At 59.1% G+C, this 23851-nt stretch carries 18 protein-coding genes and 1 riboswitch; of the genes, 9 read left to right on the forward strand and 9 right to left on the reverse strand.

Annotated elements, in window-relative coordinates:
• Positions 1-21: 21 nt before the first annotated feature.
• From V6L79_RS00900 to V6L79_RS00915, 4 genes are all read right to left on the reverse strand, one after another.
• Positions 22-630: a YqiA/YcfP family alpha/beta fold hydrolase gene (locus tag V6L79_RS00900; RefSeq protein WP_261739990.1), complete on the reverse strand. Its 609-nt coding sequence runs from the start codon at positions 628-630 to the stop codon at positions 22-24.
• Positions 631-725: 95 nt separating this feature from the next.
• Positions 726-1541, reverse strand: a complete 816-nt coding sequence (gene cpdA / locus V6L79_RS00905; protein ID WP_261739991.1) for a 3',5'-cyclic-AMP phosphodiesterase — start codon at positions 1539-1541, stop codon at positions 726-728.
• A gap of 101 nt (positions 1542-1642) precedes the next feature.
• Positions 1643-2095, reverse strand: a complete 453-nt coding sequence (locus V6L79_RS00910; protein WP_261739992.1) for a DUF1249 domain-containing protein — start codon at positions 2093-2095, stop codon at positions 1643-1645.
• Positions 2086-2703, reverse strand: coding sequence for an NUDIX domain-containing protein (locus V6L79_RS00915; protein ID WP_261739993.1), 618 nt, complete (start codon positions 2701-2703; stop codon positions 2086-2088). Before V6L79_RS00915 ends, V6L79_RS00910 begins: the two co-directional genes overlap by 10 nt.
• A gap of 221 nt (positions 2704-2924) precedes the next feature.
• On the opposite strand from V6L79_RS00915, the gene V6L79_RS00920 reads away from it, so the two are divergent.
• Complete coding sequence (locus V6L79_RS00920; RefSeq protein WP_261739994.1) at positions 2925-3671, forward strand: RsiV family protein; 747 nt, start codon at positions 2925-2927, stop codon at positions 3669-3671.
• Between the two features lie 117 nt (positions 3672-3788).
• On the opposite strand, the gene cytX is transcribed toward V6L79_RS00920, so the two are convergent.
• Positions 3789-5081, reverse strand: coding sequence for a putative hydroxymethylpyrimidine transporter CytX (gene cytX / locus V6L79_RS00925; protein WP_338579686.1), 1293 nt, complete (start codon positions 5079-5081; stop codon positions 3789-3791).
• Between the two features lie 138 nt (positions 5082-5219).
• Entirely contained in the window at positions 5220-7109 is a 1890-nt protein-coding gene (gene thiC / locus V6L79_RS00930) for a phosphomethylpyrimidine synthase ThiC (protein WP_321834889.1), read from the reverse strand.
• 154 nt (positions 7110-7263) lie between these two features.
• Positions 7264-7369, reverse strand: a riboswitch (TPP riboswitch).
• Positions 7370-7541: 172 nt separating this feature from the next.
• Here thiC and V6L79_RS00935 point away from each other — a divergent pair.
• The 3 genes from V6L79_RS00935 (at position 7542) to V6L79_RS00945 (ending at position 13406) form a co-directional block, all read left to right on the forward strand.
• Positions 7542-8978 carry a TolC family outer membrane protein gene (locus V6L79_RS00935; protein WP_261739997.1) on the forward strand — a complete coding sequence of 479 codons (1437 nt, stop codon included), beginning with the start codon at positions 7542-7544 and terminating at the stop codon, positions 8976-8978.
• A gap of 299 nt (positions 8979-9277) precedes the next feature.
• Positions 9278-12613 (forward strand): dermonecrotic toxin domain-containing protein, encoded by a 3336-nt coding sequence (locus V6L79_RS00940; RefSeq protein ID WP_338579687.1) that lies wholly within the window; start codon positions 9278-9280, stop codon positions 12611-12613.
• A 1-nt stretch (position 12614) separates the two neighbouring features.
• Positions 12615-13406, forward strand: coding sequence for a hypothetical protein (locus tag V6L79_RS00945; protein ID WP_338579688.1), 792 nt, complete (start codon positions 12615-12617; stop codon positions 13404-13406).
• Here the strand turns inward: V6L79_RS00945 and waaA are convergent.
• Positions 13371-14648 (reverse strand): lipid IV(A) 3-deoxy-D-manno-octulosonic acid transferase, encoded by a 1278-nt coding sequence (gene waaA / locus V6L79_RS00950; protein WP_338579689.1) that lies wholly within the window; start codon positions 14646-14648, stop codon positions 13371-13373. The genes V6L79_RS00945 and waaA overlap by 36 nt on opposite strands.
• 145 nt (positions 14649-14793) lie before the next feature.
• On the opposite strand from waaA, the gene V6L79_RS00955 reads away from it, so the two are divergent.
• The 4 genes from V6L79_RS00955 (at position 14794) to V6L79_RS00970 (ending at position 18307) form a co-directional block, all read left to right on the forward strand.
• Positions 14794-15126, forward strand: a complete 333-nt coding sequence (locus tag V6L79_RS00955; protein WP_261740000.1) for a multidrug efflux SMR transporter — start codon at positions 14794-14796, stop codon at positions 15124-15126.
• Between the two features lie 201 nt (positions 15127-15327).
• Positions 15328-16503 (forward strand): FAD-binding oxidoreductase, encoded by a 1176-nt coding sequence (locus tag V6L79_RS00960; protein ID WP_261740001.1) that lies wholly within the window; start codon positions 15328-15330, stop codon positions 16501-16503.
• On the forward strand, positions 16500-17312 hold the full coding sequence (locus tag V6L79_RS00965; RefSeq protein WP_261740002.1) for an aldo/keto reductase: 813 nt from the start codon (positions 16500-16502) through the stop codon (positions 17310-17312). The genes V6L79_RS00960 and V6L79_RS00965 overlap by 4 nt, the downstream gene beginning before the upstream one ends.
• 41 nt (positions 17313-17353) lie before the next feature.
• Positions 17354-18307 (forward strand): metal ABC transporter ATPase, encoded by a 954-nt coding sequence (locus tag V6L79_RS00970; RefSeq protein WP_261740003.1) that lies wholly within the window; start codon positions 17354-17356, stop codon positions 18305-18307.
• A 48-nt stretch (positions 18308-18355) separates the two neighbouring features.
• Here the strand turns inward: V6L79_RS00970 and hldE are convergent, their stop codons facing one another.
• Both hldE and msbA read right to left on the reverse strand, forming a co-directional pair.
• Positions 18356-19777 carry a bifunctional D-glycero-beta-D-manno-heptose-7-phosphate kinase/D-glycero-beta-D-manno-heptose 1-phosphate adenylyltransferase HldE gene (gene hldE, locus V6L79_RS00975; protein ID WP_261740004.1) on the reverse strand — a complete coding sequence of 474 codons (1422 nt, stop codon included), beginning with the start codon at positions 19775-19777 and terminating at the stop codon, positions 18356-18358.
• A gap of 222 nt (positions 19778-19999) precedes the next feature.
• On the reverse strand, positions 20000-21808 hold the full coding sequence (gene msbA / locus V6L79_RS00980) for a lipid A export permease/ATP-binding protein MsbA (RefSeq protein ID WP_338579690.1): 1809 nt from the start codon (positions 21806-21808) through the stop codon (positions 20000-20002).
• A 157-nt stretch (positions 21809-21965) separates the two neighbouring features.
• On the opposite strand from msbA, the gene V6L79_RS00985 reads away from it, so the two are divergent.
• The gene (locus tag V6L79_RS00985; protein WP_338579691.1) at positions 21966-23828 is read left to right on the forward strand and encodes an O-antigen ligase family protein; all 1863 of its coding nucleotides are present in this window, start codon (positions 21966-21968) and stop codon (positions 23826-23828) included.
• The last annotated feature ends 23 nt before the right edge of the window (positions 23829-23851 follow it).

Below are 23851 nucleotides of genomic sequence, written 5' to 3' on the forward strand. Positions count from 1 at the left end.
AAGGGCCATTCGACGGGCGCCTTAAAGGGCCGCAAAGTCGATGGTTTGAAACTGTTCGGCGCCTATCCCTGCAAAGCTCAACAGCTCTGGCAGTTGCTGGGCGAAACCTTGGTAACTGTGATCGCCACCCGCCTGAATACGCAATGTACAGGCCGCGTAGTACTTTTCAGCGTAGCGGTAGTCCAGGGTTTCATCGCCTGTTTGCAACCACACCTGATACCGCTGCGGGTCTTGGGGTGCTGCCACTTCGAGCTCGGCCAACGCCTGCACATGATCGTGGGTCAGTTCCCAGGTTTGGCCGCTGTAGTGGTTGGTTTGCGTGCCCAGATAACCGTCGAACATCCGATGCGGGCTGACGGCCGGGTTGACCAGCAAGGCTTTGAGGCCATGTTGCTCGGCCAACCAGGTCGCATAGTAGCCGCCGAGCGAGCTACCGACCAGCAATGGCCTGCCCAGCTCGCTGATCGCGGCCTGCAATTGGGCCATGGCCTCACGCGGATGGTGGTGCAAGGCTGGCACCCGCAACTGCTCGCCTTGCCCGATGCGCTGCATCACTGTCGTCAACTGCGTGGCCTTCTTGGACTCGGGGGCACTGTTGAACCCGTGGATATACAAGATTGAACCCGACATGTGATGACCCCCGAAGACACATTAAGCTGAACACAGCATCAAGAAAGACGCGCAGTTTAGCCTGACTCAAGGGCAATGACTCGCTTCAAGATATTTCAGTAATTATTGGCGCTGTAATCCGGCTCGAAAGTGAAACCGGCCAGGCGCGACACGCCGGTTTGCAACGTGCCATCAGGTTGCAGGCGCAACCAGCGGTAGCCCGGTGCCTCGTTGCTGACCTTGAAGTCCTGGCTGCCAACTGCGAACTGGATACAGGTCGACGGCGATGCCAGCAGCCGGACATCGTTGCGCTGCTGATCGAACGGCTGATGCACATGCCCCCAGAGCACCGCCCGGGCCTGTGGATAACGATCCAGCACCGCCCAGAACTCCTTGGCGTTGCGCAGGCCAATCGGCTCCAGCCACTCACACCCCACCGACACTGGATGGTGATGCAAGCACACCAGATGATGACGTTCGGGCGCTTCACTCAAGGATTGCGCCAGCAGTTGCAGTTGGTCGTCTTCCAGATAACCGGGAGTGGAATGGGGCACCGCCGAGTTGAGCAACGTAATGCGCCAATTGCCGATATCAACCACCGCCTCCAACAGACGACTTTGTACGGCGGCTTCGCGCATTTGCGGTATTTGATCGTGATTACCGGGGATCCAACGGGCAAACGGTGCCAGTTGCGCCGTCAGTTTGCGAAAGTGCTGATAAGCCTCGACGCTACCGTCCTGGGTCAAATCGCCAGTGGCCAGTACGCCGTCGATATGCGGTTGCTCGGCGCGGATCAGATCGATGACCTGTTGCAGGCTCTGCGCCGTCTTGAGCCCCAGCAGCGAACCGTCTGGATCAGCAAACAAATGGCTGTCAGACAGCTGCACCAGCAGCACCGGATCTTCGGTGGTCAGCGTGGATACATTGGGCAAGGTGGCTCTCCCGGGAGGGGTCAATGAATGGCTCGATTATGCAGCCACCGCTCAAACTTTTGTAGCCGCTGCCGAAGGCTGCAACGAGCAAAAGCGCTGGCTCAGCGCACTTCAGCGTATTCATGCCCACACGCCAGGCAATGACTCAGCCACTCACCCAAAAACACATTGAGCTGGGCTTTTTCGTCAGGCTGGTGCATGGCTATGTTGGGATAAGGATAGATGCTGCGAAAGCGCCGGGCATGCTCGGCAGCGACTACTTCGGCCATACGCGCATCGTGATACACCTGCACCTGCAACTCGGGCACCGGCAACCAGGGCAAGCTGTGTTCCTGACGCACCCGCAGGGTGGTGGTGTACGGGCAGTCGAGAATCACCTCAAGCGTCAGTACACCCAGCATTTGATCACCCTGGGTCACAGCGATCCGACGCGGGCCAGGTTGCTCGCGCATCTCTGGCAACAAACGCATCAGCCGCGCGTAGTTGGCCTCGCAAGCTGCTTGCAGCCCGATCAGATCAACTCGATAACGATCGCGAACCCCATTTACGACCATAGCCCCCTCACTTCAGCGCGATTAAGCGCCAGCCATTGCAGGGCAATAATGCTCGCTGCATTGGAAATACGTCCATCACGTACTGCTTGCAGCGCATCTTCGTACGCCCATACCGTTACACGGATATCTTCCGCTTCTTCTTCGAGGCCATGCAAGCCACCCACACCCACGGTGCTGCATCGCCCCAGGTACAAATGCACAAACTCGGTGCTGCCGCCCGGTGACGGGAAATAACGGGTGATCGGCCACAGTGACGAGAACGTCAGTCCGGCCTCCTCCTCGCCTTCACGGTGAGCGACCTCTTCAGGCACTTCGGCCTTGTCGATCAACCCGGCAACCAGCTCGATCAGCCACGGGGTTTCGGTCTTGCCCATGGCCCCAACCCGAAATTGCTCAATCAGTACCACTTCATCGCGCTGCGGGTCATAAGGCAGTACGCACACCGCGTCATGACGCACAAACACTTCGCGACTGATCTCACGGCTCATGCCTCCGGCGAAGAGTTCATGGCGCAGGTGCACGCGATCAAGTTTGTAAAAACCCTGATAACCGTTCTCGCGTTTTACGATCTCAACGGCGCTCGGCGTGGCCTTGGTGATATCAGTCATTGCAAACCCCTTGCTGGCGAATTTCACCGGGGTGGCCCTCGGCATCGCGCATCCTAACGCGCCTGCACCTGCGGATGCAGCCTCTTTTATGACGCGGGGATAGACGGATTGCCTGCAAAACAACTCTAATTGGCTCTATGTAAGCTTAGTGGCGAACCGATGCCCATGCTGGCAGTCGAACCACCATTATTTCCCCTTTCTTTCGACGATGAAGGACGACCATGTCGCTTTTAAAGTTTGCTTCCATGACTTGCATCGCCCTGACCCTGGGCGCTTGCCAAAGCATGTTTCAACCTTCGGTACAAAAACCGCTGGGGTTTACCAATGATGCCTCGGAGCAAGTCAAAGCCGGCTGCAGCGGCCAGGACTGCCCACTGGTGAATATCGACACATTGCACTTCGCCGACGCGCCCAAGCTCGACGCGCTGATTGAAAGCCGCCTGTTGAGAATGACCGTCAGCTCCCCTGACGAAAAAATGGCACCATCGCTCAACGCCTACCGCGAGCATTTCCTGCGTACCGCCGACAGCCGCAACAGCACCTATTTGCAAGCCAAGGTACGCGAACAACATGACGGTCTGGTGATTGTCGAGCTGTCGAGCTACCTGGACACCGGCGGCGCACATGGCATGCCGGGGCGTGGCTTTATCAACTATTCACGCAAAGAACAAAGAGACGTGACCTTGCAGGACATGCTGCTGCCGGGTCAGGAGCAAGCCTTTTGGGGCGCCGCCAAAGTGGCCCACAACAACTGGTTGATCAGCAGCCACTATGGCAGCGATCCGGAGTTCGTAAAAAACTGGCCGTTCGAGAAGACCCCGCACGTAGCGCTGCTCAAGGACAACGTCGTGCTCAAATATGACGTGTACAGCATTGCGCCGTACTCCGAAGGTCATGTTGAGCTGAAGATCCCCTACTCGCGCCTGAAAGGGATTTTTAAACCTGAGTGGTTCCCGGCCCAAGGCTAACCACAACCTGTAGCCGCTGCCGCAGGCTGCGACGGGCAGCGCAGCGGCCCCTGCCTTCGAGGTCGAAAGCAAAGGCCCTTCGGGGCCTTATCGCAACCTGCGGCAGCGGCTACAGATTTAGTGCTCCGTGCTCAGGGTTAAGGGCGTTTTTGCAGCGCGCCCCAACACCCACTGCAACACCCCGGCCAGCAACAACGCAGGCAAGGTTGCGCCAATATCCGGCAATAAATTGGCCAGCAGGTGATAAGTCACCACCCCGCCCAACCAGGCCAGCAAGGTAGGCCAGCGAAACAGAGTTGGCATCACCTGGGCGCTGCGCTTGCGCAGGACAAAGTGGTCCACCAGCACCACACCGAACAATGGCGCGAACACCGAGCCGATCAACAACAGGAAGTTCTGGTACTGCGCCAGCGGCGCGAAGCAAGCGATCAGGGTGCAGATCACACCGATAGCCAAGGCCAGATGCTCAACTTTCAAACGCAGCAATATCCCGCCAGACACCGCCGCCGAGTGAATATCGGCAAAAGCGTTCTCCGACTCGTCGAGCAAAATCAGCAGTAACGGAATACCCAACCCTGCACCCGCCAGCGCCAACAGCAGCGCATTGACTTCACCGCTCGGCGCAAACGCCAGGGTGTAAGCCACGCCCAGGCTCATCAACCAGAAATTACCGATAAAGAAGCCCAGTGCCGTGCCGCCGAATACACTTTTGGCGCGTTTGCCGAAGCGTGAGTAATCCGCAATCAGCGGCAGCCAGGACAGCGGCATGGCGATGGCGATATCAAAACCCACGGCAAATGGCAGCGAGCCATCGCCCTTTTGTGCCAACAGCGCAGGCAGGTCGGCTTTGGAAAACAGGTTCCAGGTCAGCCAGATACAAGCCGCCAGCAGCAGCCAGATACCCCATTTGCGCAACACCTTACGCACAAAGGTCAATGGCCCGCTGACTGCCAGCAAGGTAGCCAGAGCGCCGAAGAACAGCGTCCACAACAAGGGGTTGCTCAGCAGGCTGCCTTCGCTGAAGGCCCGGGCACCGAGCAGGCTGGCCGCATCGCGCATCACGATGATTTCGAACGAGCCCCAGCCAATCAGTTGCAACACATTGAGCATGGCCGGGAGCATGGCGCCGCGGCTGCCGAGGCTGAGCTTTAGCGCAGCCATCGATGACAAGCCGGTATCGCTACCAATCACGCCGACCGAGGCCAGCAGCGACACGCCCACCAGCGTGCCGAGAAAAATCGCCAGCAACGCACCTGTCAGCCCCAGCCCCGGTGCAAGCAACGCGCCGGTCTGCAACACCATCAGGCCAATGCCAAGGGAAAACCACAGGGAAAACAAATCACGACCGCCGAATACGCGCCTGTCCAGAGGGACAGCAAGGTCGGGGGAGTAAGTGCCGGGTGTGTTCAAGGAATGAGTCTCAAAAAGAAGGACAAACCCTGTAGCCGCTGCCGCAGGCTGCGATAGGTTGCGCAGCGACCTTCGCTTGTTAGCAGCCTGCAGCAGCGGCTACAGAGATTTGCGCCAGCAGGGCTGGCGCGTTTCAGATCACACTTTTTTGTACAGCTGACTGCCTTCCTGCTTGAAGCGCTCAGCCTGTTCAGCCAGGCCTTTGGCAACGTCCACGTCGATAGCATCGATGCGCTGGTTAGCGGCGTAGATGCGCACTTCCTGGGTGATTTTCATCGAGCAGAATTTCGGCCCGCACATGGAGCAAAAATGCGCGACCTTGGCCGAATCCTTGGGCAAGGTTTCGTCGTGGTAGGAGCGCGCGGTGTCCGGGTCCAGGCCGAGGTTGAACTGGTCTTCCCAGCGGAACTCGAACCGCGCCTTGCTCAACGCGTTATCACGGATTTGCGCCCCCGGATGGCCCTTGGCCAAATCGGCAGCGTGGGCCGCGATCTTGTAGGTGATGATCCCGGTCTTCACGTCATCCTTGTTCGGCAACCCCAGGTGTTCCTTGGGCGTTACGTAGCAAAGCATGGCGCAACCGAACCAGCCGATCATGGCCGCACCGATACCCGAGGTGATGTGGTCGTAACCCGGAGCAATGTCGGTAGTCAGTGGGCCGAGGGTGTAGAACGGCGCCTCGTCACAGCACTCCAGCTGCTTGTCCATGTTCTCTTTGATCAACTGCATCGGCACGTGGCCAGGGCCTTCGATCATGCATTGCACATCATGCTTCCAGGCGATTTTGGTCAGCTCGCCGAGGGTTTCCAGCTCGCCAAACTGCGCGGCGTCGTTGGCATCGGCAATCGAGCCCGGACGCAAGCCATCGCCCAGCGAGAAGCTGACGTCGTAGGCCTTCATGATTTCGCAGATTTCGTCGAAATGGGTGTAAAGGAAGTTCTCTTTGTGGTGCGCCAAGCACCACTTGGCCATGATCGAACCACCGCGGGACACGATGCCAGTCACGCGCTTGGCGGTCAGCGGCACATAGCGCAGCAACACACCGGCGTGGATGGTGAAGTAGTCGACGCCCTGCTCGGCCTGTTCGATCAGAGTGTCGCGGAACAACTCCCAAGTCAGGTCTTCGGCGGCGCCGTTGACCTTCTCCAGCGCCTGATAAATCGGCACGGTGCCGATCGGCACCGGCGAGTTGCGGATGATCCACTCGCGGGTTTCGTGGATGTGCTTGCCGGTGGACAGGTCCATCACCGTGTCCGAACCCCAGCGAATGCCCCAGGTCAGCTTGGCCACTTCTTCTTCGATCGACGAGCCCAACGCACTGTTACCAATATTGCCGTTGATCTTCACCAGGAAGTTACGGCCGATAATCATCGGCTCCAGCTCAACGTGGTTAATGTTGGCCGGGATGATGGCGCGACCGCGGGCGATTTCTTCGCGCACGAATTCAGCAGTGATTTCTTTCGGGATGCTGGCGCCGAAGCTGTGGCCAGGGTGCTGCTGATCCAGCAGACCGGCGGCGCGGGCTTCTTGCAACTTCATGTTTTCGCGGATGGCGACGTATTCCATCTCGGCGGTGATGATGCCCTGACGCGCATAGTGCATCTGGGTGACATTAGCCCCGGCCTTGGCCCGACGCGGGTTTTTCACGTGGGCAAAACGCAGCTTGGTCAGCTCTGCATCGTCCAGGCGCATTTGCCCGAAGTTCGAACTCAGGCCCGACAGGCGTTCGGTGTCGGCCCGGTCATCGATCCACGCCGAACGCACGTCACCCAAGCCTTTGCGCACGTCAATCTGCACGGACGGGTCGGTATACGGGCCGGAGGTGTCGTAGATCAATACCGGGGCGTTCACTTCGCCGCCAAAATCGGTAGGTGTGACATCCAGGCTGACTTCACGCATCGGCACCAGAATGTCCGGGCGCGAACCCTGTACGTAGACTTTTTGCGAGCGGGTAAACGGCTTGACCGACTGCTCATCGACCTTGGCCGAATCACTGAGATTGATCGCGTTTTTTGGTTTTGTACTCATCACGGCTCTCCAGACTGCATCCAGGCGGATTGTCGGAGGGAGAACCTGAAAAATGTACGGATGCACCCAAGGACTGGATGCTGAGTGACGGCCTCGAACGACTGATCATTTTTTGACCAATCGATCCCGGACAGCACTCAAGAGGACTCGCCGGGAGACGAGAAATCTTGTTCCCTACGCAGGCGCTAACCTGATCAGGTTCAACGGGATCCGAAATTATTCGATCTCAGCCTCATAGCAAGGCACCCCGACAAGAACCCGGCCAGTCTAGACAAGAGTGAGACAGAACGCCAACACCACAATCAAGCGGGTGATAAAAGGCGCAACAACGCCATTGTTGCAAGGTGCCACCACTACTACACTCGCTACTTCTTGAAAACGCGAGTCGGACTCGGGCTTTCATTTTTCGCATTCTTGAACTAGGGATCGCTCATGCTGCGCAAACTATCACTGGCTCTAGCCGTGTCTTGGGCGACCAGCGCAATGGCTCTGGATACCACCGCCCCATTGTCCAACCAAAACGGCCTGGTCAGCGTTTACCAGGAGGCTGTGGATAACAACGCTGATCTGGCGGCTGCCCGCGCCGATTACTCCGCACGCAAGGAAATCGTGCCCCAGGCCCGCGCCGGTTTGCTGCCCAACCTGTCGGGGGGTGCCGAGTCGAGCAATGTGCGCACCTCCATCGACCAGCCGTCACTGACGACCACCCGCAGCGCAGTGGTGTATCAGGCGACCCTGGCACAACCGATCTTCCGGATTGATCGCTGGTTCCAGCTCAAGGCGGCCGAATCGGTCAATGAACAGGCTGCACTGCAGCTCTCGGCCACCGAACAGAACTTGATCCTGCAAAGCGCCAATGCCTATTTTTCGGTACTGCGCGCCCAGGACACACTGGCAGCCACCAAAGCCGAAGAGGCCGCGTTCAAGCGCCAGCTGGACCAGTCCCGCGAGCGCTTTGACGTGGGTCTGTCGGACAAGACTGACGTGTTGCAATCCCAGGCCAGCTACGACACGGCACGCGCCAATCGGATGCTCGCTCAGCGCCAGGTCGAAGACGCCTTTGAGTCGCTGATTACCCTGACCAACCGTCAGTACAACGCCATTGAAGGCATGCGCCATACCTTGCCGATCTTGCCCCCGACGCCCAATGACGCCAAGGCATGGGTCGACACCGCCGGCCGGCAGAACCTCAACCTGCTGGCCAGCAATTACGCGGTGGATGCCGCCGAAGAAACCCTCAAGCAACGCAAGGCCGGCCACGCGCCAACCCTTGATGCCGTGGTGCAGTACAAGACCGGGGACAACGACGCCTTTGGCCTGAGCAACCCCAACGCCCTCAACCAGCGCTATGGCGGCGATGTGTCACAACGCAGCATTGGCGTGCAGTTGAACATCCCGATCTACAGCGGCGGGCTGACCAGTTCGCAGGTTCGCGAGTCGTACTCGCGCCTGGACCAGACCGAGCAGCAGCGTGAAGCCCTGCGTCGCCAGGTGGTCGAAAACACCCGTAACCTGCACCGTGCGGTGAACACCGACGTTGAGCAGGTACAAGCACGCAAACAGTCGATCATCTCCAACCAGAGCGCGCTGGAAGCCACGGAAATCGGCTATCAGGTCGGCACACGCAATATCGTCGACGTGCTCGACGCCCAACGCCAGCTGTACAACTCGGTGCGTGATTACAACAACAGCCGCTACGACTACATCCTCGATAACCTGCGCCTCAAGCAGGCAGCGGGCACCCTGAACCCTGGGGATCTGGAAGCGCTGTCGCGTTACCTGAAAGCCGACTACAACCCGGACAAGGACTTCCTGCCACCGGATCTGGCCAAGGCGGCCGAAGCCAATATGCGTTCGCCGGGTAATTGACTGGCGCAGGTTGCGATCTTTTCGCTGCAAAGATCGCAACCTGCGCAGTGCTGTTCACTTAAGCGCCGTGTGACCGCAACTGTGGGAGCGAGCCTGCTCGCGAAGCTCTCAAGAGCGTCGCGAGCAGGCTCGCTCCCACGTTTGTGCCGGTATATCCCGATACCACCTGTTTTTGAGAGCTCCAGAGGTAAATACGACTCCGGTCTGTTGACCTCCTTGAACTCAAGACAGGCACTCCCATGTCACTACCCTCTTCGGCTCAACCCTCTTTACCGTCTGTAGTACCCGCGATAAACGCCGTGAAGGCCCAATTCGCCAACCCTCCCGACCTCGAATCAATCGTGCGTACAGTGCTCGGCGAGGCCATTGCACACCAGTATCCCTCACTGAAAATCGACCTGCAGCGCACCCGGCTGGCCACTCCCCGCGCGCAAGGCGGTTGGGCTATGGAGCCTTTCATGCCACGGGTTCTGGACTATCTGGGCAGCGGCACTGCGCTGGACTTAAGCCCCGTCAACGCTCAATCCTTCTACCTGTCCGATGCCCCACCCGCATGGCTCAAATCCGGTGAAGATGAACCGGACATGAAAGTCATCGAGACCCTGGTCAAACAACTGAGCTGGCGCTTGCCTCTGAGCTTGCAGAATGCACTGAGCGATTTTTGGGCAGACCGCTCCGACACTGGCATCAGCCGCTGGCAGTGGCTCAGCGATGTAATCAGGGACACCCTGAGCATCGGCGCCCTGCAACAACCCGATCTGGCTGACAAGGCTCGCCAGGCCATTGACCAGGTGATCAATTGCCCAGAGCGCGAAGATCGAATCCGTCAATACGGTGAAAACGCGATCCGCGCCTATTGGCTCAGGGTGACAATCATCAATGCCGGGGTGAGCAAATCCGTACTGAGCCAAAGAATCGTACTGACAGGCACAGACCTGGCACTGATCTGGAAAGCGAACGCCAGCACCTTGTTATTCAAAAATCTGGACCAGGTTGCCAAAGACTGGTCCTCCTGGATCGGTAAAAGATATGTGGCGCAAGAAATTCGCGTCAGATCCTTCGAGATTGACGGCAACGTGTTTGACGCCCATGCCGCCGCCCTGCTGAACCGTCAACTGGAGGATCTGAGCAACCTGAAACTGCCAGCCGGTATCGGTTGGCAGGCGCTGCAAACGGTCTATCGGGACATCACCGATCCCTCGGCGTTTTTTCTCAACGCCCCGCAAGCCAGTCCGCAAACCCTTGAAGCGCTAAAGCAGCTTCTGCCCGCATGGCTGAAAAATGCATCCCTTGCAGAGCAAGCCCTTTACCGCCAATACAGCGTGGCCTGGGCCTGCACAAAAAAAAGCAGTAACGGACGCACCTTCCTCAGCGACATCGCCGACATTCGCAGCTACGCCGCCGATGCCCTGCAGCAGCAGATGCAACGTGAACAGCTACGGTTTGAGCAACACCTGGACCTGCATGCCGCCAAACAAACCCTGAATCCCGACGATATTGAACTGACCTTTCATACCGCGGCCGGGTTTGCGGGCACCATCGGCATGGTGGAACGGGTCAAGATGAGCCTGACCGACCTGGCCCTGAAAAACTTGTTCGCACGCCCAAAAGGCTCATTAACCCTGCGACATCGTCTTGGACTTTCGCTGCCCGAATGGCTTACGCCCGATTACATCACTCGGCGTAATGGCCTTATCGAACAAGTCGACATCGGCAAGGTTTACCCCCAACGGCTCGAAGACCTGCTACTGGGCAACACCCTCGATGCCAGGAAGCGCGAGCAACTGTTCGCCCGGCACTTGCGTGTGCAACTGCCGTTACAGGCTCTGGAACTGAGCCTCAAACAAGAGAGTGGAGTGACCCCGCTCGGCGCACGCCATGTCGGTGCACTGGTCAAAACCCTGGCCGAGGATCGAGAGGTTGATGGGCAACCGGTGGTCATCAGAAACCTGGCACTGGCGCGCAAACCCGAGGCTGTGGCAGATGTCGTGAGCAATATGTACATCATTGAACCCGACAACATGGATGTCGGCCCGCACCTGCTGTATCGGCCGCTCTACGCGCAATCATTGATCCAATACCCTACTCGCGCCGCGCTGTTGGACGCTATCGCGCAACCTGGCGAGGTGCAAGACAGCGTCCTGATCTGGTTGAGTGACCTCGCCCGGCCGATCTACGACAACGGCGGGTTCAAGGAGCCCCATTACGTGCGGTTTGGCCTGGGCAGTGAATTCGCACCCATCGAAGTCCCGCAGCCCGCCCGGCTTGCGACCAGCGCCAGCAATAACGAACTGCTGCAATACCTGCATAACGGTCAGTTGATGCAGCTTTTATATGGCAATACCGCCCGGGCCCTGGTGGACCAGGCGAATGCCGATTCAGTGTCCAACAGTGAAAGCCGCTGGGGCGTGTTACTTGAGGGCGCAGGGCTGATTTTCAACAGCCTTTTGTTGTTACCTGCGTTGCCACGACCACTGATGCTGACAGGTTGGCTGCTGAGCCTGGCGAGTTCGGCCAGCCAGGATATCCCCGAACTCGCCAGTGATGACCCGAGCGCACGCGAACTGGCGGCGGCCGATGTGTTGCTCAACGTCGGCATGCTGCTGTTCCACTTGGCCGCAGGCGCAGTAACCCGTGACACACACCGGGCCAAGGCGCTGAAGGCCAAAGCCTTGCGCCCCTTCGCACCTGCTCGTATCGCCGAGCAGTGGCCCGAGCCGCCACCGCCCAAAATCGTCGAGGGAGCCGTGACCCTGGCGGGCGAATTTCCCAATGCGCAAAGCACGGTGCTCGACTTCAGTTTCAGCAGTGCCCGTAATCGTCTGACCCCCAGCCAGCGTGAGCGACTGGATCGGTTCAAGGTGGCGCTTCGCGGTTCACTGCCCCCCGCAGCATTGAACGGAGCGCACAAAGGTCTATACCGCATTCAACAGTCTTGGCACGTCCTGCTCGATCATGAGCTGTACCCGGTTTATATCGATCAGGGAGGCTCGGCCGTGATCGTGGCCCCCACGGATACCCGCCAACAAGGCCCTGCGTTGAAATCGGATGGCAACGGCAACTGGTCGCTGGACTTGCGCCTGCGACTGCAAGGAGGCATGGCCCCCAGCCGCATAGCCGCTCTTCAACAAAAAAAGGCAGAGCGCATAAAACAACTGGAGGCCGAGTTGCAAGCTTCCTTCAGACAGGAAGACCCGCTGCAAAAAGCCGTCGAGATAACACATGCGGCCCTGCAACGCGCCCAGGGCGATACGCGTTTTACCAATGAACAACTCGCCAGGTTTCGCGAAAAATTCGACGACGCGTTGCAAGCGTCACTCAACTATTACCAGCACATGCTTGATAGCAACCAGGAGCGTATTGAACTGCAGATACCCTTTCACGAAAGGATTGTGATTTCCCTGCTGGAAAGCCTGTTCGACAACCGGGTCAGCGCCTTGGCCAGTTCGAAATACGAGAAAGAAACCATCATCAAGCAATGGCCGCAGTTCACCAGACCGGGGCCCGAGATGGAACAAGCGGCTGACCTGGATCCTCAAGGCTTCAGACTGTTTATCAAGGCTCTGGTTGCACTCAACGAGCGCACCATTGACCGGCTCGAACTGCGAACCCGCCGGGAACGAGTGGCCGATTGAGGTGATTGAAATACGCTCCGGCTACGACAACCAATTGCTCTCGACTTACTCGCAGCACGGCGACGAGTGGGTTGAAATCCGCACCGTGCAACCTGAAATACCGCCAGCGACACGCGCATTGAATGTGATCAAGGGCGATGCGCGAAAATTGTTCGACCGGTTTGACGAGCTTCTGCGCCAAGGTCGGCAGTTCAAGGTCCGTTGCAGACACCCCATAGAAGTCGAAGAGTTGCACACTCATGAGGCCACGAAACTCGACAAGCTGGCCACCGAACTGCACTTTGCCCTTCAGTCGCAGCCACTGGCATCACGCCTACCCAGCGACCAAGTGCTGGTCGACAATATGCGCGACGGTGCCAGGCGCCTGATCAGCCAAGGCCAGGAATTGCGCACCCAGTTGAGTCTGCAGTTGCCGCCGACCGACGGTAACCTGCGCTACCTGCTGGCTCATGAGCGGGTGCAGATCGCGGGGCTGGGCGAGCGGATACAGCTGCAGGGTGAGAACCGGGACTTTATCCAGGAGTACGCCATCAACGACTCTCAGGGTTATCCGCTCTGGTATGCGCATTTTCATTATGAGCAGGCGGATGCTCCCAGGCAGAACTACACCGTCGCCCATTTGAAAACCAAAGCACAACGCAAGCTGAGCTACTACTCGCAACTGGCCAATGCACAAGGCGGGCAAGCCATTGTCAACGTACATCGTGGCCAGATCGGTAAAGCGCTGGCCGAGCGCTGGTTCCTGCCGCTGGATGGATCAGCGCGACAACAGGCGCCCCAACCCGTCCAGTAAACGTTGCAAGGCACCCTGATTGGCCAGCATTACTTTCAGACCCGCGTCGCTCATGCGCTGCGCGTCTTGTGGCAATTCAAACAAACGCTGCACCGCAACGGCCAGGCCTTGCGCGTCATCGACCTCTTCAAGTGCCCCGGCTTCACGCAACTTGGCGGCGATTTCGAGGAAGTTGAACAGATGCGGCCCGCTCAGCACCGGCTTGGCCAACGCTGCCGGTTCCAGCAGGTTGTGCCCGCCGTTGGGCACCAGGCTGCCGCCAACAAAGGCGGTGTCTGCCAGAGCATACAAAAACAGCAATTCGCCCATGGTGTCGCCCAGCAGCACTTGCGTATGAGCGGCAACCGCCTCGCCACTGGAACGGCGCACGGTGGCAAAACCTTCGCGCTGGCACAGCTCGAAAACCGAATTGAAACGCTCGGGATGACGCGGTACCAGAATCAGCAGCGCATCAGGGTAATGGCCGAGCAATTGCCGATGAGCCGCCAGCACCACCTCGTCTTCGCCCTCGTGGGTACTGGCAGCAATCCACACCGGACGCTGCTGGGCATGCCATTGCTCACGCAATTCCCGGGCATTGATCAGCAGTTGCGGATCAATGCTCAGGTCGAACTTGATCGAGCCCGTGACTTCAACGCATTCCGGTCGCGCGCCCAGCAGCCGAAAGCGCTCGGCTTCAGCTTCGGTCTGCACCGCGATCAGGCTCATTTCCTCAAGCATCGGCCGGGTAAGACCGGCAAAGCGGGCATAGCCTTTGGCCGAGCGTACGGAAAGTCGGGCATTGGCCAGCGCCACCGGAATGCCACGCTTGGCGCATTGGTGGATATGGTTGGGCCACAACTCGGTCTCCATGATGGCGCCAAGTTTGGGCTTGATCCGGTCCAGAAAGCGCGCCGCCGCCCACGGTAAATCGTAAGGCAGGTAGCAATGCTGAACACGCGGCTCATTGGCAAACAGGGCCTTGATCCGCTCGGAGCCGGTCGGCGTCATGCAGGTCACGGTAATCGGCAGCTGTGGATAACGTTTGAGCAGCGCCCGAATCATCGGCGCCGCGGCAATGCTCTCGCCCACCGACACGGCATGTACCCAGATCCCGCCCGGCTGCATGGAAGGCAAATTGATGGCGAAACGCTCACCAATGCGCTTGGCATAGGCTGGCGCCTTGCGCGCCCGCAGCCACAAACGAATCGCCACCAGCGGCAGCCCAAGATGAAACAGCAAGGTGTAGAGAGTTCTATTCATGGGCGCGGAGTTTACTTGAAAAAGTATTCACGATGATGGCACCGAATCACCTCCGTCGTGTCGCAATCAGAACGCACTACACACTTTTACAGACCCTAGAATGTCTTGCTGTTAAATTGCCCCGCACCAACCTCAGGACTCCACCATGAACGCCTACTACTATTTGGCCATCGCCATTTGCGCCGAAGTGATTGCAACCGTCTCCATGAAAGCGATCAAAGGCTTCAGCACACCGCTGCCACTTATTCTGGTCATCGCCGGTTACGCCACAGCGTTCTGGATGCTGACCCTGGTGGTGCGCACCATTCCCGTGGGCGTGGCCTACGCCGTATGGGCGGGCCTGGGGATTGTGATGGTGAGCATCGCGGCATTGTTTATCTACGGGCAAAAGCTCGACATCCCGGCAATGCTCGGCATGGGCCTGATCGTGCTGGGCGTGGTGGTGATCCAGCTGTTCTCGAAAACGGCGGGACACTGAGCCCGACTCGTCCCTTTGCCTGCGGCAGAGATACTTCAAGCGTGGGAGCGAGCCTGCTCGCGAAGATCATTCGCGAGCAGGCTCGCTCCCACTGCGGGGCTTGACCTGGAACAGAGTATCAACACGGTTTTGTGCACTCAGACCCAGCTTCAAGATCTGGCTGTATACTCTCAGCTTTGTCTTTAAACGCTGAGGTCGCCCATGCCATCTGTTATTTCCACCGACGTGCTGATTGTCGGCGCTGGTGTTGCCGGCCTCTGGCTCAATGCCCGCCTGCGCCGCTTGGGGTTTTCCACGGTGGTGGTCGAGCGCGAAAGCCTGGGCGGCGGTCAAAGTTTGAAATCCCAAGGGATCATTCACGGCGGCGCCAAATACGCGCTGCACGGTGCCCTGACCGGTGCTTCCGAAGCCATTGCCGATATGCCACGCCGCTGGCGCGAAGCCCTTGCCGGTAACGGCGAGCTGGATTTGAGCGGCGTGCGCCTGCTCTCCGAAGCCCATTACCTGTGGTCGCCCGGCACGCTGGCGGGCAATCTCACCAGCTTTTTTGCCAGCAAGGCTGTGCGCGGCCGGGTTGATCAGGTCAAGGGCGACCAATTGCCGCCCGCCCTGCAGAATCCGCGTTTCAAGGGCAAGGTCTATCGCCTGGCGGAGCTGGTAGTCGATGTCCCGAGCCTGATCGAGCGTCTGGCCGAACTGGCCGGTGATGGCCTGCTGGCTGGTCAATCCATCGAACCTTTGCTTGAAAACAACGAACTGATCGGCCTGCGGGTCGATGGACGCGATATTCATGCCCAGCGCATTGTATTCAGCGCAGGTGCAGGCAATGCCGAACTGTTGGCCTGCGCCGGTATCAGCGTCCCGGCCCAGCAACTGCGCCCGCTGCACATGGTGCTGGTCAAGGGCCCAAGCCTCAAGCCACTGTATGCACACTGCCTGGGCGGTGGTTCCAAACCGCGCGTTACCGTGACCACCCACCCGGCCGCCGATGGCGAGTGGGTGTGGTATCTGGGCGGTGAAATCGCCGAGGCTGATGGCGTTGCCCGCGAACCGGCCGAGCAAATCGCCGTGGCGCAAAAAGAACTGGGCAATTTGCTACCGTGGGTCGACCTGAGCCAGGCACAGTGGGCCACGTTTCGGGTTAACCGGGCCGAGCCCGCGCAGTCGGGCCTGGTGCGTCCGGACAACGCCTTCCTCGCGGATCAAGGCCGTCTGCTGGTGGGTTGGCCGACCAAGCTGGCACTCGCACCTGACTTCGCTGACCGGGTGCTCAAAGCGCTGGAGCAAGACGCTATCCAACCGAGTAATGCCCCGGCCCTGCCGCCGCTGCCGCGCCCGCCTCTGGGCAAAACTGCCTGGGAGCTACTGTTGCCATGAGCCAGCCGACGCTGCACGAACTGCATCGCCCGCTGGGCAGTACCGGCCTGCTGGTTTCGCCACTGGGGCTGGGGACTGTCAAGCTGGGCCGCGACCAAGGGGTTAAATACCCCAGCGGCTTTCAGATCCCGGACGACGACGAAGCGCGGATGTTGCTCAAGCTCAGCCGCGACCTGGGCATCAACCTGATCGACACCGCACCCGCCTACGGGCGCAGTGAAGAACGCCTTGGCCCGCTTTTGCGTGGCCAGCGTCAGGACTGGGTGATTGTCAGCAAAGTGGGCGAAGAGTTCGTCGACGGCCAGTCGAGCCACGATTTCAGCGCGGCCCATACACGGCGCTCGGTGGAGCGCAGCCTGCAACGTCTGGAAACGGATTTTATCGATCTGGTGCTGGTTCACTCAGACGGCAATGACCTTGCGATTCTCAACGAGTGCGAGGTCTACGAGACGCTGGCCGAACTGAAACGTGAAGGCAAAATTCGCGGCTTCGGCTTATCGGGCAAAACTGTTGAAGGCGGGCTCAAAGCCCTTGAAACCGGTGACTGCGCGATGGTCACCTACAACCTCAATGAACAGGCCGAGCGGCCTGTCATCGATTACGCCGCTACCCACGGCAAGGCCATTCTGGTTAAAAAGGCCCTGGCCAGCGGGCATGTCTGCTTGAGCCCAGGGGTTGATCCGGTGCGTGCCAGCTTCGAACTGGTGTTTGGCCATCACGGGGTTGCCAGTGCTATTGTCGGCACCATCAATCCGCTGCACTTGGCCCATAACGTGGCGACTGTTGCGCAGGTTCTGCGTAAAACCTGAAGCCGCCAAGGCGGCCGACCCCGACGCAAGGAGGAGCCGACATGCCGCGCATGCTGATCCGCAAGAACCCCAGTGACTTCAAGACCCTGCCGCTGTATGTCGAAGCAACACCCGAGGGCCTGAGCTACCAAAGCGTTGGCATGCCCCTGAACTTTACCCAAACCCTGCAAAAGCGCCGGCCGGTGAAGGTTGCCGACACTGAGCGCTTTTCGCTGGAACTGGCCAACCTTGGGGTATCGGTCCGCCTGACCTTGAACTGGCAAGGCCGCGATTACTGGGTGCTGGTGCGCCAGCGGCGCCAGGATCGGGGTGATGTGGTGCTCAAACTGATTTCGGGCTATGTGCCTGCCCATGAGGTCAACCTGCCCCTGCATACGGCCATCCAGGAGATTGCCGAAGAGTGCTTGCTGGAAACCCCGGAGGGTTGGCTAAGCGGGCGCTTCAACGACACATGGTTACCGGCGCCCTACTCCGCAGCGCTGCATTACCGTGAAGCTCTGCCCTTTCGTCTTACGCCCTTGTCTGGTGCAGCGCGGCCCGTTCGCTGTGGCGCTCAGCCACTGCTGGAGCGACCACGGGCCTACGTACACCTGCCAACTGCATCGTTGCAACTGATTTACGACCTGCGTCTGGAAGTGCCCAAAGAGGCCAAGTCCCTGAGCCTGTTTCATGTCGACGAGCGGCTGGAGGGCGATCAACTGGTCGCTCGCCTTGATCGCCAGCGCCCGGACCTGTACTTGATCCCGCTGACCGAGGGCCAGCCCTGCGCCGAGTTATACACCCTGAGCAAAGATCGGTTACAGCCAGCCAGTACTCGGGGCGTGCGCTTGGCCGAGAGCTTTGCACCGCAGGACGGCTGGGTGGTGCACGACGAGCGGATTCGCTGGAAGGATTGGGTCAAGCAACAGGGCCTGAACCCGCCGACACCGGAGTCCAGGCTCAAGCGCCTGACCGGCAAGGCGCGGCAGATTTTCAGGAAAGTGGTGAAGAGCTAAAGCCTCTCACCCTCTCCCTCCGGGAGAGGGTGAGGGTAAGGGCTGCATTCACTGACCGCGGATTTTCTCGACAATCGCCGTGGTCGAGCTGTTTTCAACCAGCCCCAGCACTTTCACCGTGCCGCCATAAGCCGCCACGATATCGGCGCCGACTACCTGGTCGATCCCGTAATCACCGCCCTTGACCAACACATCAGGCTTGACCTGGGCCAGCAGGTTTTCCGGGGTAGCCTCGGGGAAGCTGATAACCCAGTCCACCGCGCCCAAACCTGCCAGTACCGCCATGCGCCGGTCAACACTGTTGATCGGGCGCCCAGGGCCTTTCAGACGGCTCACTGAAGCATCATCGTTGACCGCAACGATCAGACGATCGCCCTGGGCCCGCGCTTGCTCCAGATAGGTCACATGCCCGGCATGCAAGATGTCGAAGCAACCATTGGTGAAGACGATTTTCTCGTTGTGCGCCCGCGCATCCTCGATGGCCAGCAACAGCTGGTCGAGGCTCAGAACACCGCGCTCCGAACCTTCCGAGCGTTGAATCGCCCGGCGCAGTTCCGGCGCGCTGATGGCCGCCGTACCCAGCTTGCCAACCACAATACCGGCCGCCAGATTAGCCAGCGCCACGGCGTGCGGCAGTTCTTCACCGGCTGCGATGGCCGCGGCCAAGGTCGAAATAACGGTATCGCCAGCCCCGGTAACGTCAAACACTTCACGGGCCCGGGCCGGCAAGTGCATGGCCGCAAAGCCCGGACGCAACAGGGTCATGCCATGCTCGCCACGGGTAACCAGCAAGGCTCCAAGGTCCAGGTCGGACATCAGCTTGGCACCTTTGGCCACCAGATCGGCCTCGTCCGTGCAGCCACCGACAATGGCTTCGAACTCACTGAGATTTGGCGTGATCAGGCTTGCGCCACGGTAGATCGAAAAATCCTTGCCCTTGGGATCGGCCAGCACCGGAATGCCTTTGGCACGTGCGGCCTGGATCAGCACCTGATGGTTTTTCAGGGCGCCTTTGCCGTAGTCGGACAACACCAGCACCTTGACGCCTTCAAGCAGGTTTTCAACTTCAGCACCCAACGCCAGAGCGTCGGTGGCGAACGGTTCTTCGAAGTCGATACGCAGCAGTTGCTGGTGACGGCTCATGACCCGCAGTTTGACGATGGTCGGCTGGTGCGCAATGCGCTGGAACAGTGCATGAACGCCCGCGCCCTTGAGGCTGTTGGCCAGGCTGTCGGCAGCTTCGTCGTCACCGGTCACACCTACCAACGAAGCAGGCGCACCGAGAGCAGCAATGTTAAGCGCAACGTTGGCAGCGCCGCCTGGACGGTCTTCGATTTGCTCGACCTTGACCACCGGCACCGGCGCCTCAGGGGAAATCCGTGAGGTCCCGCCATGCCAATAACGGTCGAGCATGACATCGCCTACCACCAAGACAGGGGCTTGATCGAATCGCGGCATGGACAACTTCATGGAGAACCCACATACAAAATGAACAGGGGCGCGATATTAACACAGGGTGAACGCTGGTCAGTTCACGGTATTAATCGCAGCGAATGAGAATCAGGCAAAGCGAAAGTTATCTGTAGCCGCTGCCAAAGACTGCGACGGGCCGCAGGCTCCAGGTCAGGATCGCTGCGCAATCCATCGCAGCCTGCGCCAGCGACTGCAAATGGATTGCGGCGACGGCACCTGCTAGGCGATATCGCCAGAGGTTTGCGGGGCATCAAGGCCCATCGAGTGCAGGCGCGCGTAGTAACCGTTGTGCGCCATCAGCTCGGCATGGGTGCCGCGCTCGACAATCTGGCCCTGATCCATCACCAGGATCAGATCGGCTTTCTCGATGGTGGTCAGACGGTGCGCGATCACCAGTGTGGTGCGACCTTTCATGACGTGGTCGAGTGCCGCCTGGATGTGACGCTCAGACTCGGTATCCAGCGCCGAGGTCGCTTCATCGAGAATCAGCAACGGTGCGTTCTTGAGCAATGCACGGGCAATGGCCAGACGCTGGCGCTGACCGCCGGAAAGCAGTACGCCGTTCTCGCCGACCTGAGTGTCCAGGCCTTGTGGCAATTGCTCGATAAAGTCCATCGCGTAGGCATCACGCGCGGCTTTCTCGATGTCGGCACGCGGGGCGCCCGCCAGGTCGCCGTAGGCAATGTTGTTGGCCACGGTGTCGCTGAACAGGGTCACATGCTGCGTCACCTGGGCGATATGACGACGCAGGTTGAGCAGGCGGTAGTCCTCGATATCCACACCATCCAGCAGGATTTCGCCCGAAGTGTGGTGATAGAAGCGCGGAATCAGGTTCGCCAGTGTCGACTTGCCGCTACCGGAACGCCCCACCAGTGCCACCATTTGCCCTGGCTCAGCCGTGAACGTCACGTCCTTGAGCACCTGGCGCTCGGTGTCCGGGTAGGTGAAGTTGAGGTTACGCACTTCGAGACGACCACTGACCTGGTCACGCTCAATAGTCCCGGTGTCGACTTCCGGCTTCTCGTCCAGTTGCTCGAAGATGCTTTCAGCGCCCGCCACACCCTTCTGGATTGTCGAGCTGACTTCGGACAACTGACGAATCGGCTTGGGCAGCAAACCGGCCAGGGTGATGTAGGCAATCATGTCGCCCGGCGAAGCATCGCCGCGCAGGTAGAGCACCAGGAACATCAGCACGCCCATCGCGACGTAGATGACCAACTGCAACATCGGCGTATAAATCGCACCAGTGCGGGTCATGCGCAGTTGCTTGTCGGTGTTGCTCTGGCTGGCCTGCAGGAAGCGTTTACGCTCGTAAGCCTCACCGCCAAAGCTGCGAACAACGCGATAGCCCTGGATGGTTTCCGAGGCCACGTGCGTCACGTCGCCCATCGCCACCTGGATTTTCTTGCTTTGCTTGCGGAATTTTTTACTGGCAGTACTCACCATAACCGCGATCAGCGGTAGGATCGCGACCATTACCAGCGTCAGGCGCCAGTTCATCCACAGCAACGAACCAAACAGGAACACCACCGTCATGCCTTCACGAATAACGACCTTGATCGCATCGGTGGCAGCGCCGGTGACCATGGTCACGTTAAAGGTGATACGGGAGATCAGATGGCCCGAGTTGTGCTTGTCAAAATAGCGGTTGGGCAGTACCAGCAGGTTGTTGAACAACTGCACCCGCAAGTCATGCACCAGACCCAGGGAGACCTTGGCCAGGAAGTAGTTGCCCAGGAAAGAACCCAGGCCCTGCCAGGCGGCGATCAATACAATCAGTATCGGCACGACCTGTAACAGGCGCAGGTCACGCAAATATGGGACAGTGGGAAACAGCACTGCGTCCGGGTTGGAGAGGCCATCGACAAAATACTTGAGGATGTAACCAAGCATTGGCTGGGTCGAAGCGAAAATAAGAAACCCGACGATACTCAGCAGGAAAAGGCCGACATAAGGCCGGACATAGCTGAGCAGGCGCAGATATATCTTCAAGCTCGATTCGCTTGTGCTGGGGCTGGATTCGGTCATATCACGCGGCGGTTAGTCAAAAAGGAAGCTGACTTTATCACAGCTTCTCTGGTGTACTGCCTAACGCTTGAAGCCCGCCTTCGTGGGGCAGTAAAAACGACACCACAGGGCCAGTACGCTAGTATGGCCGTCCAAAACCTGGAATGAACCTTTCAGCATGCAATTCAGTTACTTAAATTATTCAAAGCAGCGGGTGTTTGATTTCATTTGCCTATGGCTGCTCCCCGTTGGCCTTTTATTACTCTTATCCGACCTTTATTTCCTGCCTGGGCGAAGTATTCATCACAAGCTGTATTACGCCCTGTTCAGCATTCCGACCCTGATCGCGATCATCTTGCGGCCTAAAGAGCTGAAGGACATGTTGCGTGAACCGCTCATCCTGGGCTTTATGTTGTTTGCCGCGTGGGCGATGGTCACCTTGATCTGGACCAACGGCGAAGAAGACGTCATGGGCTCGCTCAAACCGGCCCTGCACTTGCTGATGCTGTTTTGGGGCTGCACGCTGCTGACCAAATATCGCAGTGAAAGCCTGCAGCCGGTGTTCTTTGCTGCTGCAATCATTGCCCTGATCGCTACCCTTTATAACCTGTACATGTTCATCAGCCATTACGCCCCGGAAGACCGGATGATCGGCGCTGGTGCATTCGACAACCCACTGCTCAGCTCCCACGCGTTTGGCTTCTTTTGCATTTATTGGCTCACGCTGAGCATGACCTGCAAACGCCCGTACACCCTGCTTATCGCAGTACCTGCCTTTACCATCATGTTCGCTGCGCTACTGGCAACCGGCTCCAGAACCCCGCTAGTGGCCGTGGTCATGGCCATGATCTGGCTGAGCCTGGTCTGCTGGAACCGACGCTCACTCGCACTGATGAGCATGCTGGTCGCAGGCGGCATCCTGGTGATGGCACTGTTCTCCGAAATGATCATGAGCCGTGGCAGCTCGTTCCGCTTTGAGCTGTGGCAGTTGGTGCTGGAGCAAATCAAGCTGATGCCCTGGATCGGGCATGGTTACGAATCGACCCTGAGCCTGGACCCTGGGGCGGGCTTCTTGCTGAGCGAGCCTCACAACTTCGCCCTGGGCGTGTTGTATTACACCGGCATTCTGGGCTTCACGCCTTGGCTGTTCATGCAGGTCTGGGCCTTGTACAGCAGCTGGCGCCATCGCGTGCAGCCGTTGTTCATCCTGGCTTCGGCATTGCTGGTGTACGGCATTGGCGCCGGGCTGACCGAAGGCGGCGGCATACTGCCGAGGCCCAAGGAACACTGGTATCTGCTGTGGATCCCTCTGGCCTTGATCGCTGCACTAAGCATCAACCAGCGCCTCAGGATTCTGCGCGACCGACCTGTACGCAGCCTCTCTGCAGCGGCGCTCAACACGCTTCAGGCGCATGCTCAGATCATTGAAGAAGACGGCCTGGGGCCAAAAGTCCTGCGTCTGGAAAACGGCAACTTCCTCAAGCTGTTCCGCCAGCGCCGATGCTATACCTCCGGCAGCTTCAACCCGTACTCAGAACGTTTTGCCATCAACAGCGAACGCTTGCAGGGCATGGGTATCCCCGCGCCGAAGATCCTCGACCTGTATCAATTGCGCGATGGCAGCACGGCTGTTCTGTACCAGCCGCTGCCGGGCCAGACCCTGCGTCAGGTAATGCAATCGATGGGTTCGCCGGCCGTTCGCCATGCACTGGTGGAGCGCTTCGGCAAGTTCCTCGCGGTGTTGCACGACAAGGGCGTTTACTTCCGCTCCCTGCACTTGGGCAATGTGTTGCTGATGGACGACGGCGAGTTTGCCCTGATCGACATTGCCGACCTGCACCTCTACCCGTCACCGCTGAGGATCGCATTGCGCCAGCGCAACTTGCGCCACATGCAGCGTTACCCGGAAGACCGTCGCTGGCTGTTCGATGAGCAGTTGCAAGCGCTGCTCGACGGTTACGCCAGCCTCGCGGACCCTGTCGCCGTTAACAGCCTGAGCCAGCAGATCAAGCAATTGAGTACTGCGCAAGCTGCGGTCTGACACATTAAAGGGAGCACCTCCAG

This window comes from Pseudomonas sp. ML2-2023-6 (assembly GCF_037055265.1).
In the GTDB taxonomy this organism is placed as follows: Bacteria; Pseudomonadota; Gammaproteobacteria; order Pseudomonadales; family Pseudomonadaceae; genus Aquipseudomonas; species Aquipseudomonas kulmbachensis.

What these genes read in the sequence shown, in the direction of transcription:
- V6L79_RS00910 (WP_261739992.1), bottom strand. Translation starts at nt 2,095, where the DNA reads ATGGTCGTAAATGGGGTTCGCGATCGTTATCGAGTTGATCTGATCGGG.
- V6L79_RS00920 (WP_261739994.1), top strand. Translation starts at nt 2,925, where the DNA reads ATGTCGCTTTTAAAGTTTGCTTCCATGACTTGCATCGCCCTGACCCTG.
- thiC (WP_321834889.1), bottom strand. Translation starts at nt 7,109, where the DNA reads ATGAGTACAAAACCAAAAAACGCGATCAATCTCAGTGATTCGGCCAAG.
- V6L79_RS00985 (WP_338579691.1), top strand. Translation starts at nt 21,966, where the DNA reads ATGCAATTCAGTTACTTAAATTATTCAAAGCAGCGGGTGTTTGATTTC.
- V6L79_RS00960 (WP_261740001.1), top strand. Translation starts at nt 15,328, where the DNA reads ATGCCATCTGTTATTTCCACCGACGTGCTGATTGTCGGCGCTGGTGTT.
- V6L79_RS00900 (WP_261739990.1), bottom strand. Translation starts at nt 630, where the DNA reads ATGTCGGGTTCAATCTTGTATATCCACGGGTTCAACAGTGCCCCCGAG.
- V6L79_RS00955 (WP_261740000.1), top strand. Translation starts at nt 14,794, where the DNA reads ATGAACGCCTACTACTATTTGGCCATCGCCATTTGCGCCGAAGTGATT.
- V6L79_RS00935 (WP_261739997.1), top strand. Translation starts at nt 7,542, where the DNA reads ATGCTGCGCAAACTATCACTGGCTCTAGCCGTGTCTTGGGCGACCAGC.
- hldE (WP_261740004.1), bottom strand. Translation starts at nt 19,777, where the DNA reads ATGAAGTTGTCCATGCCGCGATTCGATCAAGCCCCTGTCTTGGTGGTA.
- V6L79_RS00915 (WP_261739993.1), bottom strand. Translation starts at nt 2,703, where the DNA reads ATGACTGATATCACCAAGGCCACGCCGAGCGCCGTTGAGATCGTAAAA.
- V6L79_RS00970 (WP_261740003.1), top strand. Translation starts at nt 17,354, where the DNA reads ATGCCGCGCATGCTGATCCGCAAGAACCCCAGTGACTTCAAGACCCTG.
- V6L79_RS00965 (WP_261740002.1), top strand. Translation starts at nt 16,500, where the DNA reads ATGAGCCAGCCGACGCTGCACGAACTGCATCGCCCGCTGGGCAGTACC.
- waaA (WP_338579689.1), bottom strand. Translation starts at nt 14,648, where the DNA reads ATGAATAGAACTCTCTACACCTTGCTGTTTCATCTTGGGCTGCCGCTG.
- msbA (WP_338579690.1), bottom strand. Translation starts at nt 21,808, where the DNA reads ATGACCGAATCCAGCCCCAGCACAAGCGAATCGAGCTTGAAGATATAT.